Source organism: Geodermatophilus sp. SYSU D00696, assembly GCF_054050235.1.
The window spans coordinates 318,438-336,122 of sequence record NZ_JBJGYY010000001.1; the positions used below are offsets into that span (position 1 = coordinate 318,438).

A 17,685-nucleotide genomic window follows, 5' to 3' on the forward strand; every position below is an offset into this window, starting at 1 on the left:
CCGCGCTGGTCAGGGCCTGGTGGGCCGGGTCACGCCTGGGCGGCGGCCGCCGGCTCGGCGTCCTCGACGGACAGGTCGAGCGCGCCGTCCCGGACACCGACGACCACGTGCCGGCCGGGGCCGACCCGCCCGTCGAGCAGCAGCCGCGCCAGCGGGTTGTCGACCTCCCGCTGGATCGCCCGGCGCAGCGGACGGGCGCCGAACTGCGGCTCGAAGCCGCGCTCGGCGATCCAGGCGACCGCCTCGTCGGTGAAGGTCACCGCGATGTCCTGCGCCGCCAGCCGTCGGCGGGTCTCGTCGAGCAGCAGCCGGGTGATCTGCTGCAGCTGGTCGCTCTCCAGCTGCTGGAAGACCACGATCTCGTCGATCCGGTTGAGGAACTCCGGCCGGAACGACTCGCGCAGCCGCCGCATCAGCCGGTCGCGCAGCCCGGCGTCGGCGGCCGCGGCGTCCCCGGTGCCGAAGCCGAGCGGGGCGTTGCGGCCCTGGATCAGCTCGGAGCCGAGGTTGCTGGTCATGATCAGCACGGTGTTCCTGAAGTCGACCGTGCGGCCCTGCGAGTCGGTGAGCCGGCCGTCGTCGAGCACCTGCAGCAGGGTGTTGAAGACGTCGGGGTGGGCCTTCTCGATCTCGTCGAGCAGCACCACCGAGTAGGGGCGGCGGCGCACCGCCTCGGTGAGCTGGCCGGCGTCCTCGTACCCGACGTAGCCGGGCGGGGAGCCGACCAGCCGGCTGACCGTGTGCCGCTCCTGGAACTCGCTCATGTCCAGCCGGATCATGCGGTCCTCGTCGCCGAACAGCGCCGTGGCCAGCGCCCGCGCCAGCTCGGTCTTGCCGACGCCGGTCGGGCCGAGGAACAGGAACGACCCGATCGGCCGGTCGGGGTCGCCCAGCCCCACGCGGGAGCGGCGGACGGCCTCGGCCACCACGCGGACGGCGTCGTCCTGGCCGACCACCCGCCCGTGCAGGTGCTCCTCGAGCTGCAGCAGCCGCGCCATCTCCTCCTGCGTCAGCTGGGCCACCGGGATGCCGGTCTGCCGCGACACCACCTCGGCGACGTCCTCGACGCCGACCTCGGGGACGCCGGACCGGCCACCGCCGCTGCGGGCCTCCTCCAGGCGCGCCTGCGCCTGGGCGAGCTGGTCGCGCAGCTCGACGGCGCGCTCGTACTGCTCCGCGGCGACCGCCTGGTCCTTCTCCCGCTGCAGCCGGTCGACCTCCTGCTCGAGGCCGCGCAGGTCGGTCGGCGGGGTCTTCACCCGCCGGCGCACCCGGGCACCGGCCTGGTCGATGAGGTCGATGGCCTTGTCGGGCAGGTGCCGGTCGGTGACGTAGCGGTCGGAGAGCTCCACGGCGGCCCGGACGGCGTCGTCGGTGAAGCGCACCTGGTGGTGGGCCTCGTAGCGGTCGCGCAGGCCGCAGAGGATCTGCACGGTGTCCTCGACGCTGGGCTCGGTCACCAGGATCGGCTGGAACCGGCGCTCCAGCGCCGCGTCCTTCTCGATGTTCCGCCGGTACTCGTCGAGCGTCGTCGCGCCGATGATGTGCAGCTCGCCGCGGGCCAGGGCCGGCTTGAGCATGTTGCCCGCACCGCCGGAGCCCTCCGAGGCGCCCGCGCCGACGACGGTGTGCAGCTCGTCGATGAACACGATCACCTCGTCGGAGTGCTCGCGGATCTCGTCCATGACCTTCTTGAGCCGCTCCTCGAAGTCGCCCCGGTAGCGGGTGCCCGCCACCAGGCCGGTGAGGTCGAGCTCGACCAGCCGGCGGCCGCGCAGCGTCTCCGGGACGTCGCCCTCGACGATCTGGGCGGCGATGCCCTCGACGATCGCGGTCTTGCCGACGCCGGCCTCGCCGATGAGCACCGGGTTGTTCTTCCGGCGCCGCGAGAGGACCTCGACGGTCTGCTCGATCTCGGACTCGCGGCCGATCACCGGGTCGATCTGCCCGTTGCGGGCCATCTCGGTGAGGTCGCGGCCGAACTCGTCGAGCGTCGGGGTGCTCGACTGCTGCCCCTGCCCGGGGCCGCCGGGCCGCCCGCCGCCGGGCTGCGGGGCACCCGTCGCGGCCTGCTGGAGGGCCTCCGGGGTGACGCCGCGCTCGCGCAGCACCCGGCCGCCCGGGGAGTCGGGGTTGACGGCGAGGGCGAACAGCAGGTGCTCGGGGCCGATGTAGGTGCTGCCCAGGGCGCGCGACACCCGGTGGGCGTCGAGCAGGGCGCGCTTGGCGGCCGGCGTCAGGGACGGCGCCTCGTCCCGCGGCTCGCCGCGCAGCGGCTGGCCGTCGAGCTCGCTGCGCAGCCGGTCGGGGTCGGCGCCGGTGCGGGAGAGGAAGGCGCGGGTGGTCTCGTCGCCGGTCATCGCCCACAGCAGGTGCTCGGTGTCGAGGTCGGCGCTGCCGGTGGCCACCGCCTGGTGGGCCGCGGCGTTGACCAGCTCGCGCGCCTGCTGGCTGAGGAACTGGGTGATGTCGACACGCTGGCGCGGGACGCCCTGCCCGCCGCCGAGGTAGCGGGCGAAGAAGTCGTCGAAGGGGCTCCCGTAGGGGCCGGGGAAGAAGGGGGTGGTCATGCCTCACGTCCAGGGAGTCGGGTCGGTCGGGAGGTGCTCGCCGGAGGTCTCCCGTCGGGGAGCCCGTACCCGTGATGGGGCACCGTCACCGGGCGCGGCGCGTCGGCCGCTGCCGAGGGGGTGCAGCGCCCGGCCGGGCCCCGCTGCTTCCCCGCTGTGATCTGCCCTGAGCGAACCGGGACGGCGCCCGCGCGCGGCTAGCATCGGGCCGTGCGGGTCCCCTCTGCCCTCGTCTCCCGGATCGCGCTGGTCAACCTGGTGGCCAACGGCGCGATCGTCGTCACCGGCGGCGCCGTCCGGCTGACCGGCTCGGGGCTGGGCTGCCCCACCTGGCCGCGGTGCACCGACGAGAGCTTCGTGGCCACTCCGGAGCTGGCCGGGCACGGCGCGATCGAGTTCGGCAACCGGCTGCTGACCTTCGTGCTCGCCGCGGTCGCGATCGCCACCGTCGTCGCCGTCTTCCGCTCCGGCCGCCGCGACCTGCGCACGCTCGCCGTCGTCGCGTTCCTGGGCATCCCCGCGCAGGCGCTGCTCGGCGGGGTGACCGTGCTGACCGGCCTGAACCCGTGGACGGTGGCCGCGCACTTCCTGCTGTCGTCGGTACTGGTCGCGGTGTCCACGGTGCTGTGGCTGCGGTCGCGGGAACCCGGGGTCGGCCAGCCGCTGGTCCGCCGTCCCATCGCGCTGCTGGTCGGCGGGATCTCCGCGGTGACCGCCGCGGTGCTGGTGCTGGGCACGATCGTCACCGGCAGCGGCCCGCACAGCGGCGACCTCGACGACACCGGCGCCCCCTCGGGTGGGCGGATGGGCTTCGACCCCGAGACGGTCAGCCAGCTGCACGCCGACGCCGTCTTCCTGCTCGTCGGCCTGACCGTCGCGCTGCTGGTGGCGCTGCACGCCATGGACTCCCCCGGCCGGGTGCGCCGGGCCGCGCGCGACCTGCTGGTCGTGCAGCTGCTGCAGGGCGTGGTCGGCTTCGTGCAGTACTTCACCCACCTGCCGGTGCTGCTGGTGCTGCTGCACATGCTCGGCGCGGTGCTGGTGACCGTGTACACCGCGCGACTGGCGTGGTCGGTCCGCGGCCCGGCGAGCGAGCAGCCCCTCGACGCCGCCGCCGTCCCCACCGCCGCCGTCCGCTGAGCCGCGGGGCCGGCCTCACTCCCGCGCCGGCCCCACCCCGCGGTGCCCGACCGGAGGCCGCTGCGCCCGGCGGCAGCGAGGTGCGCACGGTCGCGTCGAGAAGTGCGCTGCCGTCGTCATCGCGGTCCCGTGACCACACCGGATGACCCACTGGGCGCTTCCCGGCGGACGGCGGGGTCGCCGGAGTGCTCAGAGGAGGACGTCGACGGCGATCGCGATCGACAGCAGCGTCATGTGCGTGATCGACACCGAGAACAGCCGCATCGGCCGGCCCGGGACCGCGGCCAGGATGCGGCCGAGCCACTGGTGGGACTCGGCGACGTACCAGGCGCCGAGGAGTCCGCCGCCGATGGCGAACGCCCAGCCCAGGACGGGGCTCAACGACCCCATGAGCAGGGTCGCCCCGAGCGTGGCCCACGCCCACACGACCGACTGCCGGCCCACGCTCGCCGGACCGGCGACGACCGACAGCATCGGGACCCCGGCCCGGGCGTAGTCCTCGCGGTACCGGCTGGCCAGCGCCCAGAAGTGCGGCATCTGCCAGCAGAACACGACGGCGAAGAAGGCCAGCGCCGGCCAGTCGAGCGAGCCGGTCACCGCCGCCCAGCCGATGAGCACCGGCGCGGCCCCGGGGAACGCCCCGAAGACCGTGTTGTGCCGGGTCCGGCGCTTGAGCACCATCGTGTAGACGACGGAGTAGGCCAGGATCGCCACCGCGGCCAGCGCCGTGGCCAGCGGCGTCGTCTCGAACCACAGGATGGCCAGCGACGCCGTGGCCAGGACCGCCCCGAAGACCAGCGCCGCCCGCGGGGACACCACCCCGGCCGGGATGGGCCGGTTGCGGGTGCGCGACATCAGCCGGTCGATGTCCCGGTCGTACCAGCAGTTGACGACGTTGGCCGCCCCCGCGGCGAACATCCCGCCGACCAGCGTGGCGCCCACGAGCCGCCAGGAGGGCCACCCGCCGGCCGCCATCATCATCGCCGGCAGCGTCGTCACCAGCAGCAGCTCGACGAGCTTCGGCTTGGTCAGCGCGACGTAGGCGCCCACCACGGCGGGCAGGCGGCGGGCGGAGACGGCCGGGCGCTCGGAGAGCGCCGTCACCTGACGACCTCTCCCGCGCGCACCCACGGGCGCCAGGGCACCACCGGGCACGAGGACAGCACGGGGGTCCCTTCGAACCGGGGGATGAACGCTGCCCACTGTATCCCTCGGGCACCCCGCCGGCGGCTCGGGATGACTAGGGTCTGATCACGTTGACGCCGCGCGGACAGCGGGTACGGCCGTCGCCGACGACGGAGCGTCCCGGGCCAGCGATGACCCGGGGGGCACCGGGCCCCACCGCACTCACCGCCCGCGTCGCCCGTCCGGGAGCACGGGACACCGTCCCCGGACGGCTCAGCACCGGCCGACCTCGAGGAGCACCGTCCGACATGACCAGCGACACCACGAGCTCGGGCACCAGGAGCACCGGGTCCGAGGCCCCGGCCGAGGCCGCCACCGACGCGCCGACCGGCGACCCCCGCCAGCCGCGCCCGACGCTGCCGGACGGCTTCGGCGACCTCGACCGCCGCGTGATCGACACCGCCCGGGTGCTGGCCATGGACGCCGTCCAGAAGGTCGGCAACGGCCACCCGGGCACTGCGATGAGCATGGCGCCCACCGCCTACCTGCTGTTCCACAAGTGGCTCCGGCACGACCCCAGCGACCCGAACTGGGTCGCCCGCGACCGCTTCGTGCTGTCCATGGGGCACTCGAGCCTGACGCTGTACGTGCAGCTGTACCTGTCCGGCTACGGCCTCGAGCTCGACGACCTCAGGGCGCTGCGCACCTGGGGCTCGAAGACCCCCGGCCACCCGGAGGTCAACCACACCCCGGGCGTGGAGACGACGACCGGCCCGCTCGGCCAGGGCGTCGGCAACGCCGTCGGCATGGCCATGGCCGCCCGCCGCGAGCGGGGCCTGCTCGACCCCGACGCCGCCGAGGGCGAGAGCCTCTTCGACCACACCATCTGGGTCTTCGCCTCCGACGGCGACCTGGAGGAGGGCGTGAGCGGCGAGGCGTCGTCGCTGGCCGGCACCCAGAAGCTGGGCAACCTGGTGCTCGTCTACGACGACAACCGCATCTCCATCGAGGACGACACGACCGTCGCCTTCACCGAGGACGTCGGCAAGCGCTACGAGGCCTACGGCTGGCACGTGCAGCGCGTCGACGACGGCGAGGACCTCGCCGCGGTCGACGCCGCCGTCGCCGCCGCCAAGGCCGAGACCGGCCGCCCGTCGATCATCGTGCTGCGGACGGTCATCGCCTGGCCGGCGCCCAACAAGCAGAACACCGGCGCCGCACACGGCTCGGCGCTCGGCGACGACGAGGTGCGCGCCACCAAGGAGGTCCTCGGCTTCGACCCGGAGCAGACCTTCCAGGTCGACGACGAGGTGCTCGCCCACGCCCGCTCGGTGGTCGACACCGGCAAGCAGGCGCACGCCGAGTGGCAGCAGCGCTTCGACGCCTGGGCGCAGGAGCAGCCCGAGCGCGCCGCACTGCTGGCCCGGATGGGCGAGCGCCGGCTGCCCGAGGGCTGGGCCGAGGGCCTGCCCACCTTCGACGCCGACCCCAAGGGCGTGGCCACCCGCAAGGCCTCGGGCAAGGTGCTCTCCTCCCTCTACCCGGTGCTGCCCGAGCTGTGGGGCGGGTCGGCCGACCTCGCCGAGAGCAACAACACCGCCGTCGAGGGCGAGCCCTCGTTCCTGCCCTCGGACCGCCAGACGAAGATGTGGAGCGGCGGCCCCTACGGCCGCACCCTGCACTTCGGCGTCCGCGAGCACGCCATGGGCGCGATCATGAACGGCATCGCGCTGCACGGCGGCACCCGCGTCTACGGCGGCACCTTCCTCACCTTCTCCGACTACATGCGCGGCGCGGTCCGCCTGGCCGCGCTCATGCAGCTGCCGGTCATCTACGTGTGGACGCACGACTCGATCGGCCTGGGCGAGGACGGCCCGACCCACCAGCCGATCGAGCACTTCGCCGCGCTGCGCGCCATCCCCGGCCTCGACGTCGTCCGCCCGGCCGACGCCAACGAGGTCGCCGTCGCCTGGCGGACCATCCTCGAGCACAACGACCGCCCGGCCGGCCTGCTGCTGTCCCGGCAGAACCTGCCGGTGTTCGACCGCTCGGTGATGGCCTCCGCCGAGGGCGTCGCCCGCGGTGCCTACGTGCTGGCCGACGCCTCGAACGGGCAGCCCGAGGTGATCCTGCTGGGCACCGGCTCGGAGGTGCAGATCGCCGTCGCCGCCCGCGAGCGGCTCGAGGCCGACGGCGTCCCCACCCGCGTGGTGTCGGTGCCCTGCGTCGAGTGGTTCGCCGACCAGGACCAGGCCTACAAGGACGAGGTGCTCCCGCCGAGCGTCCGCGCCCGGGTCAGCGTCGAGGCCGGCGTCCCCATGGGCTGGCGCGAGTTCGTCGGCGACGCCGGCCGGATCGTGGGCCTGACCCACTACGGCGCCAGCGCCGCCTACTCCGTCCTCTACGAGGAGTTCGGTCTCACCGACGAGGCCGTCGTCACCGCCGCCCGCGAGTCGATCGAGGCCGCCGCGTCGGGCACCGCCGTCCCGGCCGGCCCGGTCGCGGCCACCGGCGGCCTCCCCCACCCCACCGGCGACCGCTGAGCCGCCGGGCCCACCATCTGGAAGGACCGAGACCATGGCACAGAACGAGAAGCTGGCGCAGCTGTCGTCCGCGGGGGTCGCCGTCTGGCTCGACGACCTCTCGCGCGACCGCATCCGCAGCGGCAACCTGCAGTCGCTGGTCGACGAGTACTCGGTCGTCGGCGTCACCACCAACCCGACGATCTTCGCCGCGGCGATCAGCGGGTCGGACTCCTACGACGACCAGGTGCACGCCCTCGCCGTGCGCCGGGTGAGCGTCGAGGAGGCGCTGCGCACCATCACCGCCGCCGACGTCCGGGACGCCTGCGACCTGCTCGCGCCGGTCGCGGAGCGGCAGCCCGGCGACGGCCGGGTGTCGCTGGAGGTGGCGCCGGGCCTGGCCCGCGACACCGACGCGACGGCGGCCGAGGCGGCGCACCTGTGGTGGCTGGTCGACCGGCCGAACCTGTTCATCAAGATCCCCGCCACCGAGGAGGGGCTGGCGGCGATCACCACCTCGATCGCCCGCGGCATCAGTGTCAACGTCACCCTCATCTTCAGCCTCGAGCGCTACCGGGCCGTCATGGACGCCTACCTGGCCGGGCTGGAGCAGCGGCTGGCCGAGGACCCCGACGCCGACCTGACCGGGATCGCGTCGGTGGCCTCGTTCTTCGTGTCCCGCGTGGACACCGAGATCGACAAGCGGCTGGAGAAGGTCGGCGCCGACCAGCTCAAGGGGAAGGCGGCGCTGGCCAACGCGCAGCTGGCCTACCAGGCCTACGAGGAGGTCTTCTCCTCCGACCGCTGGAAGGCGCTGGAGGCCAAGGGCGCCCGGCCGCAGCGGCCGCTGTGGGCCTCCACCGGCGTGAAGAACCCCGAGTACTCCGACACCCTCTACGTCAGCGAGCTCATCGCCCCCGGCACGGTCAACACGATGCCGGAGAAGACGCTCAAGGCCTACGCCGACCACGGCGAGCCGGGCACCCCGGTGCAGCAGAGCTACGAGGACGCGGCGGCCACCATGAAGGCCATCGCCGACGCCGGGGTCGACCTCGACGACGTCTTCCGCGTGCTCGAGGACGAGGGCGTGCAGAAGTTCGTCGACTCGTGGGACGAGCTCACCGAGTCGGTCCGCAGTGAGCTCGAGGACAAGGCATGACCCTGCAGTTCAGCTGCAGCGGGCTCGACGTCCCCGAGAACGTCCGGACGCAACTGGCCGACGACGACGTCGCCGCGCGGCTGGTGGCCAAGGACGCCACGCTGTGGGGTCCGGAGGCCGAGAGCGAGGCCGCCATCCGGCTGGGCTGGCTGGACCTGCCGGCGTCCTCCCGGGAGCTGCTGCCGCGGCTGGCCGCGCTGCGGTCGGAGCTGGCCGCCGAGGGCCTCGACCGGGTGGTGCTGGCCGGCATGGGCGGGTCCTCGCTCGCGCCCGAGGTGATCTGCCGGACCGCGGGCGCACCGCTGGTGGTGCTCGACACCACCGACCCGGGGCAGGTCGCCGCCGCCATGGCCGACCTCGAGCGCACCGTCGTGGTGGTCAGCTCCAAGTCCGGCGGCACGATCGAGACCGACAGCCACCGCCGGGCCTTCCTCGCCGCCTTCGCCGAGGCGGGCCTGGACGAGGAGCAGGCCGGGCGCCGGTTCGTCGTCGTCACCGACCCGGGCTCGCCGCTGGCCGAGACGGCGGCGGCGATGGGCGCCCGCGCGGTCTTCCTCGCCGACCCGAACGTCGGCGGCCGCTACAGCGCGCTGTCGGCGTTCGGCCTGGTGCCGGCCGCGCTGGCCGGGGTCGACGTCGGGTCCCTGCTCGACGAGGCCGCCGACCTCGCCGAGCACCTCGCCGAGCCGGGCAACCCGGCGCTGGAGCTCGGCGTCGCGCTCGGGGCCGGCTTCCGCACCGGCCGGGACAAGGTGGCGCTGGCCGACGGCGGCACCGGCGGCGGCCGCATCGAGGGCTTCGGCGACTGGGCCGAGCAGCTCGTCGCCGAGTCCACCGGCAAGGAGGGCCGCGGGCTGCTGCCCGTCGTCCTGGAGTCGGCCGACGCCCCGGGATCGGCGGCGCCCGACGCACTGCTGGCCGTCGTCGGCGGGAGCCCGGTCGAGGGCCGGCCCTCGGTCGGGGTCACCGGCCCGCTGGGCGCCCAGTTCCTCGGCTGGGAGTACGCGACCGCGGTCGCCGGGCGGGTGCTGGGGATCAACCCCTTCGACCAGCCCAACGTCACCGAGTCGAAGGAGAACACCGCCCGCATCCTCGACGCCGGCCTGCCCGACGAGCAGCCGGCCGTGACGATCGGCGCGGTCGAGGTGTACGGCTCGGGCGGGGTGCTCGACGGCGTCGACGTGTCGCAGCACGACGGCCTGCGGCTGGTCCTCGACTCGCTGCTGGCCTCGGTGCCGCCACGCGGCTACCTCGCCGTCATGGCCTACCTCGACCGGGAGGCCGACGCCCGCGCCGGGGAGCTGCGCGCGGCGCTGGCCCGGCGCACCGAGCACGCGGTCACCTTCGGCTGGGGTCCGCGGTTCCTGCACTCGACCGGCCAGTACCACAAGGGCGGCCCGCAGGTCGGCGCGTTCCTGCAGGTCACCGGCGCGGTCGCCGAGGACCTGCCGGTGCCCGACCGGCCGTTCTCCTTCGGCACGCTGCAGGCCGCCCAGGCCGCCGGTGACCGGCAGGCGCTGGCCGACCGGCAGCGGCCGCTGCTGCACCTGCACCTGACCGACCGCGCCGCCGGGATCGACCAGGTCCTCGGTGCCCTCGGCTGACCGCCGGGGTAGCACCGGGGTCGTCGCACCGAGGAGCCCAGAGGAGGACTCGTGATCCCCAACCCGCTGCGCGACCCGCGGGACCGGCGGCTGCCGCGCGTCCCCGAGCCCTGCGCGCTGGTCGTCTTCGGCATCACCGGCGACCTGGCGCGCAAGAAGCTGCTCCCCGCGGTCTACGACCTGGCCAACCGGGGGCTGCTGCCGACCAACTTCGCGCTGCTGGGCTTCGCGCGGCGGGACTGGGGTGACCAGGACTTCGCCGAGCTGGCCCGGGACGCCGCCCGCAACGCCGCCCGCACGCCGTGGCGGGAGGAGGTCTGGGAGCGGCTGGCCGCCAGCGTCCGGTTCGTGCAGGGGTCCTTCGACGACGACAACGCCTTCGACGAGCTGGCCAACGCGCTGAACGACCTGGAGAGCAGCCACGGCATCGGCGGCAACGCGGCGTTCTACCTGTCCATCCCGCCGGCGATGTTCCCGGTCGTGCTCAAGCAGATGCAGCGCACCCGCATGGCCGAGAGCACGCCCGACCGCTGGCGGCGGGTCGTCGTCGAGAAGCCCTTCGGCACCGACCTGGCCTCCAGCCGCGAGCTCAACGAGCTGGTCGACTCGGTGTTCAGCGCCGAGGACGTCTTCCGCATCGACCACTACCTGGGCAAGGAGACCGTCCAGAACCTGATGGCGCTGCGGTTCGCCAACACGCTGTTCGAGCCGATCTGGAACGGCCACCACGTCGACTCGGTGCAGATCACCATGGCCGAGGACGTCGGCATCGGCGGGCGGGCGCAGTTCTACGAGCGGACCGGCGCCGCCCGCGACGTGCTGCAGAACCACCTGCTGCAGCTGCTGGCGCTCACCGCGATGGAGGAGCCGGTCGAGTTCTCCGCCGACGAGATCCGCACCGAGAAGCTCAAGGTGCTGCGCGCGGTGTCGCTGCCCGAGGACATGCGCACCTTCGCCGTCCGCGGCCAGTACGAGCAGGGCTGGCTGGCCGGCCAGCGGGCCCGCGGCTACCAGCAGGAGGAGGGCGTCGACCCGGCGTCGACGACCGAGACCTACGCCGCGGTCCGGCTGGGCGTGGAGACCCGCCGCTGGGCCGGCGTGCCGTTCTACCTGCGCGCCGGCAAGCGGCTGCCGCGCCGGGTCACCGAGATCGCGCTGGTGTTCAAGCGGGCGCCGCACCTGCCCTTCGCCGACACCGACACCGAGGAGCTGGGCAACAACCAGCTCGTCGTGCGCGTGCAGCCCGACGAGGGGGTGACGCTCAAGTTCGGGTCGAAGGTGCCCGGCAGCGTCATGGAGGTCCGGGACGTGTCCATGGACTTCCTCTACGGCGAGCAGTTCACCGAGACCAGCCCCGAGGCCTACGAGCGGTTGCTGCTCGACGTGCTGCTCGGCGACGCCACGCTGTTCCCGCGCAACGCCGAGGTCGAGGCGTCCTGGGCGGTCATCGACCCGCTCGAGGAGTTCTGGGCGGGCAGCGCGCCGGAGCCCTACCGGGCCGGCGAGTGGGGCCCGCGGGCCGCCGACGACATGCTCGCCGCCGAGGGGCGCCGGTGGCGGCGTCCGTGACCCCGCCCCGGGACAGTCGCCGTCGAGAGGAGCAGATCCCGTGACCACGCTGTGGGACACCACCGGCTCGGCCGTGGTGAAGGAACTGGCCGCCCAGCGACGGACCGGCGGCGCGGTCCTCTCCGGCGTGGCCCTGACGCTGGTCGTCGTCGCCGACGAGGGCCGGGTGACCGAGGCCGAGGAGGCCGCGACCACCGCCTCCGAGCAGCACCCCTGCCGGATCCTCGTGGTGGTGCGCCGGCAGATCGAGGCCCCCGTCCCGCGCCTGGACGCCGAGGTGTCCATCGGCGGGCGGCTGGGCCCCGGTGAGGCGGTCGTCATGCGGATGTACGGGCGGCTGGCCCTGCACGCCGAGTCGGTCGTGCTCCCCCTGCTGGCCGCCGACGCCCCCGTGGTCACCTGGTGGCACAGCGACCCGCCCCAACAGCTGACCACCGACGCACTCGCCGTCATCGCCGACCGGCGGATCACCGACAGCACCGTGGCCGCCGACCAGATGACCGCGCTGCGCACCCGGGCGCAGGACTACGCGCCCGGCGACACCGACCTGGCCTGGACCCGGTCCACCGGCTGGCGGGCGACCCTCACCTCGGCGCTGGACTCGGTCTCCGGCCGCCGCGGCGACGTCGTCCGGATCCTGGGCGGGCGCGTCGAGGGCGACCCGGGTGCGGCCACCGCGCAACTGCTGGCCGGCTGGATCGAGTCACGCTCGGGCGCCCGGCTGGAGGTCGTGCAGGCCACCCGGCACTCCGGCCCCAGCGGCATCGACTCGGTGGTCCTCGAGCTCGACCAGGACGAGGAGGTGCGCGTCCACGCCGACCGCCGCGGCGGCGCGGTGATCAGCCAGCCCTACCGGCCCGACGCCACCATGGCGCTGCCCGACCGCTCGCTGGGCGACCTGCTCGGCGAGGAGCTGCGCCGGCTGGACCCCGACGAGCCCTACGCCGAGGCGCTGGAGACCACCACCGGGGTCTCGGGGCTGGCCGGCCGCGCCGGGGTGCGCTCGCACGTGTGGGTCGACCCCGCCGAGCCGGACGGCGCCGGATCCGGGGCGGTCGACGCCGCGGAGGTCGCCGAGGGCAGCCCGCACGGCGCGGCGCCCACCGTCCCGCCGACCTCCGAGGGCACCGACGAGGTGGCCCTGCACGGCGAGCACGACACCCCCGACCCGACGGCACCCGAGGCGGTCCGGTGACCCTCACCCCCGGTGACCGGATCGTCGAGGAGCTCTCGCGGCGGACCGACGGCCCGGTGCCCGACGTGATCGTCGAGCCCGACGCCGAGACGCTGGCCCGCGCGGTCGCCGCGGCGCTGGTGGCCCGGCTGGCCGCCGCGCAGGCGGTGCACGGGACGGCGTCGGTCGTGCTCACCGGCGGGGGTGTGGGCACCGACGTGCTGCGGCGCGTCGCCGACCTCGCCGCCGAGCCGGCCCGCGAGCGGGTGGACTGGGGCGCCGTCGACGTCTGGTGGGGCGACGAGCGCTTCGTCCCGGCCGACGACGACGAGCGCAACGAGAAGGGCGCCCGGGAGGTCCTGCTCGACCGGGTCGGCGTACCCGCCGAGCGGGTGCACCCGATGCCGGCCTCCGACGCCGGGTTCGCCGAGCCCGAGGAGGCGGCCGAGTGGTACGCCGGGGTGCTGGCCGACGCGGCGGAGGGCGGGCCGCTGCCGCGCTTCGACGTGCTGCTGCTCGGGATGGGCGGCGAGGGCCACGTGGCGTCGATCTTCCCGCACTCGCCGGCGGCGTCGGACGCGCGTCCCGTGGTGGCCGTGCGCGACTGCCCCAAGCCGCCCCCGACCCGGGTCAGCCTGGGCTTCTCCGCGATCGGCAGCGCCGAGGAGGTGTGGCTGCTCGTGGCCGGTGAGGGCAAGGCCGAGGCCGTCGCGCGGGCCCTCGGCGGCGCCGACCCGCTCGACGTGCCGGCGGCCGGCGCCTGCGGCCGCCGGGCCACCCGCTGGCTGCTCGACGCCGCGGCGGCGAGCCGGCTGCCCGGAGCGCAGGACACCGACTGACGGGCGGGACGGCGGCGGACGGGGTGCTGCGGATCGGGCTGCTCGGGCCCCTCGAGGTCCGCCGCGACGGTGTCCCCGTGCCGGTCGGCGCCCGCCTCCAACGGGCCGCCCTGGCGGTGCTCGCGCTGGAGGCCGGCCGGCTGGTCCCCGCCGACCGCCTGGCCGACCTGCTGTGGCACGGCTCGCCGCCGCCCAAGGTCACGGCGTCCCTGCACAGCACCATCGCGCTGCTGCGCCGCACCCTCGACCCCGGGCGGGCGCCCCGCTCCAGCGGCTCGGTGCTGCTCACCGCGCCACCCGGCTACCGGCTCGCCCGCGAGGCCGTCGAGATCGACGCCGACCTCTTCGAGCGGCTGCTCGGCGAGGCCCGGCACGCCACCGGCGACGCCGCCCGGACGGTCGCCCTGCTCGACGACGCCCTGGCGCTGTGGCGCGGCCCGGCGCTGGCCGAGTTCGCCGACGAGCCCTTCGCCCGCGCCGCCGCCGACCGCTGGACCGAACTGCGGCAGGACGCGGTCGAGCAGCGGGCCGCGGCGCTGCTCGCGCTCGGCGAGACCGGTCGCGCCGTCGCCGACCTGCAGGCGCACCTGGCCGCCGCCCCGCTGCGCGAGCAGGCCCGCGCCTCGCTCGCCCACGCCCTGTATCTCGGCGGCCGCCCCGGGGAGGCGCTGGCGGTGCTCGCCGAGGGCCGCCGGCTGCTGCGCGAGGAGCTGGGTCTGGACCCGGGCCCGGCACTCCGCGAGGTCGAGGAGCGGATCCTCCGCCGGGACCCGGCGCTGCAGCCCGTGCCCGTGCGGTCCGTCCCCGCGCCGTCCCCGGCGGCGGGGCCGCCGCCGCTGCGCGGCCGGGAGGGCGAGTGCGCCCTGCTCGCCCGCGTCCTGACCGACGCCGCCGGCGGGTCGGGCGCCGTCGTGCTGCTCACCGGGGACGCCGGGATGGGCAAGACCGAGCTGCTGCGGTGGCTCACCGCGTCCGCCGGCGCGACCGGGGGCGGTGCGCACACCGGCACCTGCCGCGACGGCGTGGCCGCGCCGCCCTACTGGCCGGTGCTGCAGGTACTGCGCGGCGCCGTCCCGGGGCTGGACGCGGCGACCCGCGCGGGGGTGGCACGTGCTCTCGGCCCGCTGCGGGCGGTGGTCCCCGGCCTCGGCGAGGCACCGCAGGCCGCCGGCGGGGGCATCGACCCGGCGATGGTGCTCGTGCACCTGACCGACGCGCTGACCGGTGTCCTCGCCGCGACCGGCCCGCCGGCGGTGCTGGCGCTCGACGACCTGCACGCCGCCGACCCGGCGACCCTGCGCCTGGTCGCCGGTCTCGCCGCGGACGTCGCCGGCTCCCCCGTCGTCCTCGCCCTGGCGCTGCGCAGCGGCGAGGCGGACGCGCCCGCCCTGGTCGACACGCTGGCCGCGCTCGGCCGGCTGCCGCGGCTGGTCCGCCTCGACCTCGAGCCGCTGGCCCCGGCCGCCGTGGCCGACCTGGTCCGCACCGCCGCCTCCGCCGACCTCGGCGACGACGGCGTCCGGGACGTGGTGACCCGCGCCGACGGCAACCCCTTCTTCGCCCTCGAGCTGGCCCGTGCCACCGGCTCTCCCGACGGCGGCGCGCCGACGGGACGGGGCCGCGCCGTGGGCGGGGTGCCCGCCGCGGTCCACGACGTGCTGCGCCAGCGCGTCCTCCGCCGGCCGCCTCCCGGCCCCGACCTGCTCACCGCGGCCGCCGTCGCCGGGGCGCCGCTGTCGGTCGAGGACCTCGCCGCGGTCGTCGGCGTCCCCGTCGGGGAGGCGCTGGGCGCCCTGGAGTCGGCGGTCGCCGCGCGGCTGGCCGTGGACGGCGGGGACGGCACGTTCGCGCCGGGCCACGCGCTGCTCGCCGAGGTCCTCCGGGCGCAGCTGTCCAGCGCCCGCACCGCCCGGCTGCACCGCGCGATCGGCGAGCGGCTGGCCGCGCGGGCGGGTGCGGACCCGGAGCAGGCCGCGCGCGTCGCCGGCCACCTGTTCGCCGCCCGCGCGCTCGACGGCGGGGTCGCCGCCGTGCCGTGGCTGGAGCGCGCCACCGACCACGCGGTCCGCGTCTCGGCGCTCGACCTGCTCCGGGAGCTGGGCGGGCAGCTGCTGACGGCGGCCGCCGCCCTGCCGGCCGGTCCCGAGCGCCGCCGGCGGGAGCTGCGCGCGCTCGGCCGCACCGCGTACGCCGACGCGTGGGCGGCCGGCTACGACAGCCCGACCGTCCGCGAGTACGGCCGGCTGGTGACCGCCTGGGAGGTGCCCGACCCGCCGCACCCCGACGACGTCGAGCTGCTGTGGGTCGCCACGCTGTTCCAGTGCCAGGTCGGCCGCCTCGACGACGCCGACCGCACCGTCGCCCGGATGGCCGCGCTCGCCGGGCACCTGGACGACCCGACGGCCGGCTACCTGACCGAGGACATCACCGCCGTCGTGCGGTGGATGCAGGCCCGCCCGGCCGAGGCGCTGGGCCATCTCGAGCGAGCCGGGGCGCACGTCGCCACGGGCCGCGTCGACCTGCGCCGCTCGCTCGCCTTCTCACCGCCCACCCGGCTCGCCGTCGTCCGCGCCCTGTGCCTGTGGCTGCTCGGCCGGCGGGACGAGTCCCGGGCCCACGCCGACGCGGCCCTGGCCGTCGCCGAGGAGGCGGGGCTGGGCGCGGCCGGCTTCGCCCGCCGCTGGGCGCTGGTGCTCGCGCTGGTGGACGGCGACGCCGACCGCGTCCGCCGGCTGGTCGCGCTGCCGCTGCGGGAGCCCGCGTGGGAGCAGTACCGCTACCCGTCGGCGGTGGTCCGCTTCGCCGAGGGCTGGCTGCTCGCCCGCCGCGAACCCCGGGCCGGCCTGGCCGTGATGCGGGAGGCGCACGCGGCGCTGGCCGGGCAGGGTCTGGCCGCCGGCCGCTCGGTCTTCCTCGGCCTGCTCGCCGCCACCGCGCTGACGGCCGGGGAGCCGGCGGTGGCGGCCGCGACCTGCGAGGCGGGCCTGGCCGTCGCCGAGCGCGGCGAGCGCTACTGGGTGCCGGAGCTGACCCGGCTGCGGGACGCCGCCCGGCAGGCGGCCGGCGTCAGAGGACGCCAAGAGGACCTCAAGTCGGTGGCGCCACCCTCGGGGCCATGACCGCTGCGACCCTGCTCCCGTCCCCGTCCGGCACCCTCCGCGACCCCGTGACCGACGTCCGGCCCGGCGACCGCTGGCTGGTCGTCGTGGCCCACCCCGACGACGAGGCCTTCGGGTGCGGGTCGGTCATCGCCCGCGCCGCCGCGGCCGGTGCCCGCGTGACACTGGCCTGCGCCACGCGCGGCGAGGCCGGACAGCCGGCTCCCGGACTGCCCGACTGCGGCGACCTGGGCGCCGTGCGGGAGGCAGAGCTGTACCGCTCGGCGGCCGCGCTCGGCGTCGCCGCCGTGGAGCTGCTGGGCTACCGCGACTCGGGTTTCGACGGCGCGCCGCCCCGCGGGTCGCTCTGCGCGGCACCGCCCGACGCCGTCGCCGGGGTCCTCGCCCGGCTGGTCGCCGACGCGCGGCCGGACGTGGTGCTGGTCCTCGACGGCACCGACGGGCACCGCGACCACCAGCGGGTCCGGACGGCCACCGCGGCCGCGGTCCGGGACGCGGCGGCGCCGGGCACCGTGCTCGTCGAGCACTGCCTGCCCAACTCGCTGATGCGCCGCTGGCTCGAGGAGATGCGCACCGTGCGGCCGGACACGGCCTACCACGCGATCGACCCGGCCGACTTCGGCCGCCCCGACGCGGAGGTGACCGACGTCCTCGACGTCAGCCGGTTCCTCGACCGCCGCGAGGCCGCGATGGCCGAGCACTGCTCGCAGGCCACCCCGTTCGACGGGCTCAGCCCGGACCTGCGCCGCGCGTTCCTGGCGACCGACCACCTGGCGCGGGTGGCGTGGCGGCCCCGCCGGCCGGGGACCTGGTGGGACCCGGGCCGGGCGGCCTGGGTGCCCTGCCCGGCGACGGGCTGACCGG

Annotated in this window: 11 protein-coding genes; 9 read left to right on the forward strand and 2 right to left on the reverse strand. The window is 76.0% G+C overall.

The window, feature by feature from the left end; translation table 11 throughout:
• Nucleotides 1-29 precede the first annotated feature (29 nt).
• Nucleotides 30-2,570, reverse strand: coding sequence for an ATP-dependent Clp protease ATP-binding subunit (locus ACI79O_RS01515; RefSeq protein ID WP_456886182.1), 2,541 nt, complete (start codon nucleotides 2,568-2,570; stop codon nucleotides 30-32).
• Between the two features lie 210 nt (nucleotides 2,571-2,780).
• Between ACI79O_RS01515 and ACI79O_RS01520 the strand changes: the two genes are divergently transcribed.
• Entirely contained in the window at nucleotides 2,781-3,710 is a 930-nt protein-coding gene (locus ACI79O_RS01520; RefSeq protein WP_456913179.1) for a COX15/CtaA family protein, read from the forward strand.
• A 189-nt stretch (nucleotides 3,711-3,899) separates the two neighbouring features.
• On the opposite strand, the gene ACI79O_RS01525 is transcribed toward ACI79O_RS01520, so the two are convergent.
• Complete coding sequence (locus ACI79O_RS01525) at nucleotides 3,900-4,814, reverse strand: heme o synthase (protein WP_456886186.1); 915 nt, start codon at nucleotides 4,812-4,814, stop codon at nucleotides 3,900-3,902.
• Nucleotides 4,815-5,143: 329 nt separating this feature from the next.
• On the opposite strand from ACI79O_RS01525, the gene tkt reads away from it, so the two are divergent.
• The 8 genes from tkt to ACI79O_RS01565 are packed head-to-tail and all read left to right on the forward strand — an operon-like array spanning nucleotide 5,144 to nucleotide 17,681.
• Nucleotides 5,144-7,378, forward strand: coding sequence for a transketolase (tkt, locus tag ACI79O_RS01530; protein WP_456886188.1), 2,235 nt, complete (start codon nucleotides 5,144-5,146; stop codon nucleotides 7,376-7,378).
• 34 nt (nucleotides 7,379-7,412) lie between these two features.
• Entirely contained in the window at nucleotides 7,413-8,516 is a 1,104-nt protein-coding gene (gene tal, locus ACI79O_RS01535; protein ID WP_456886190.1) for a transaldolase, read from the forward strand.
• Nucleotides 8,513-10,120 carry a glucose-6-phosphate isomerase gene (locus tag ACI79O_RS01540; RefSeq protein WP_456886192.1) on the forward strand — a complete coding sequence of 536 codons (1,608 nt, stop codon included), beginning with the start codon at nucleotides 8,513-8,515 and terminating at the stop codon, nucleotides 10,118-10,120. Before tal ends, ACI79O_RS01540 begins: the two co-directional genes overlap by 4 nt.
• Before the next feature lie 51 nt (nucleotides 10,121-10,171).
• Nucleotides 10,172-11,689 carry a glucose-6-phosphate dehydrogenase gene (gene zwf, locus ACI79O_RS01545; RefSeq protein ID WP_456886194.1) on the forward strand — a complete coding sequence of 506 codons (1,518 nt, stop codon included), beginning with the start codon at nucleotides 10,172-10,174 and terminating at the stop codon, nucleotides 11,687-11,689.
• Between the two features lie 40 nt (nucleotides 11,690-11,729).
• Entirely contained in the window at nucleotides 11,730-12,884 is a 1,155-nt protein-coding gene (locus tag ACI79O_RS01550; RefSeq protein ID WP_456886196.1) for a glucose-6-phosphate dehydrogenase assembly protein OpcA, read from the forward strand.
• On the forward strand, nucleotides 12,881-13,702 hold the full coding sequence (pgl, locus tag ACI79O_RS01555; protein ID WP_456913180.1) for a 6-phosphogluconolactonase: 822 nt from the start codon (nucleotides 12,881-12,883) through the stop codon (nucleotides 13,700-13,702). Before ACI79O_RS01550 ends, pgl begins: the two co-directional genes overlap by 4 nt.
• 23 nt (nucleotides 13,703-13,725) lie before the next feature.
• Nucleotides 13,726-16,821 (forward strand): BTAD domain-containing putative transcriptional regulator, encoded by a 3,096-nt coding sequence (locus ACI79O_RS01560; protein ID WP_456913181.1) that lies wholly within the window; start codon nucleotides 13,726-13,728, stop codon nucleotides 16,819-16,821.
• Complete coding sequence (locus ACI79O_RS01565) at nucleotides 16,818-17,681, forward strand: PIG-L deacetylase family protein (protein WP_456913182.1); 864 nt, start codon at nucleotides 16,818-16,820, stop codon at nucleotides 17,679-17,681. Before ACI79O_RS01560 ends, ACI79O_RS01565 begins: the two co-directional genes overlap by 4 nt.
• The last annotated feature ends 4 nt before the right edge of the window (nucleotides 17,682-17,685 follow it).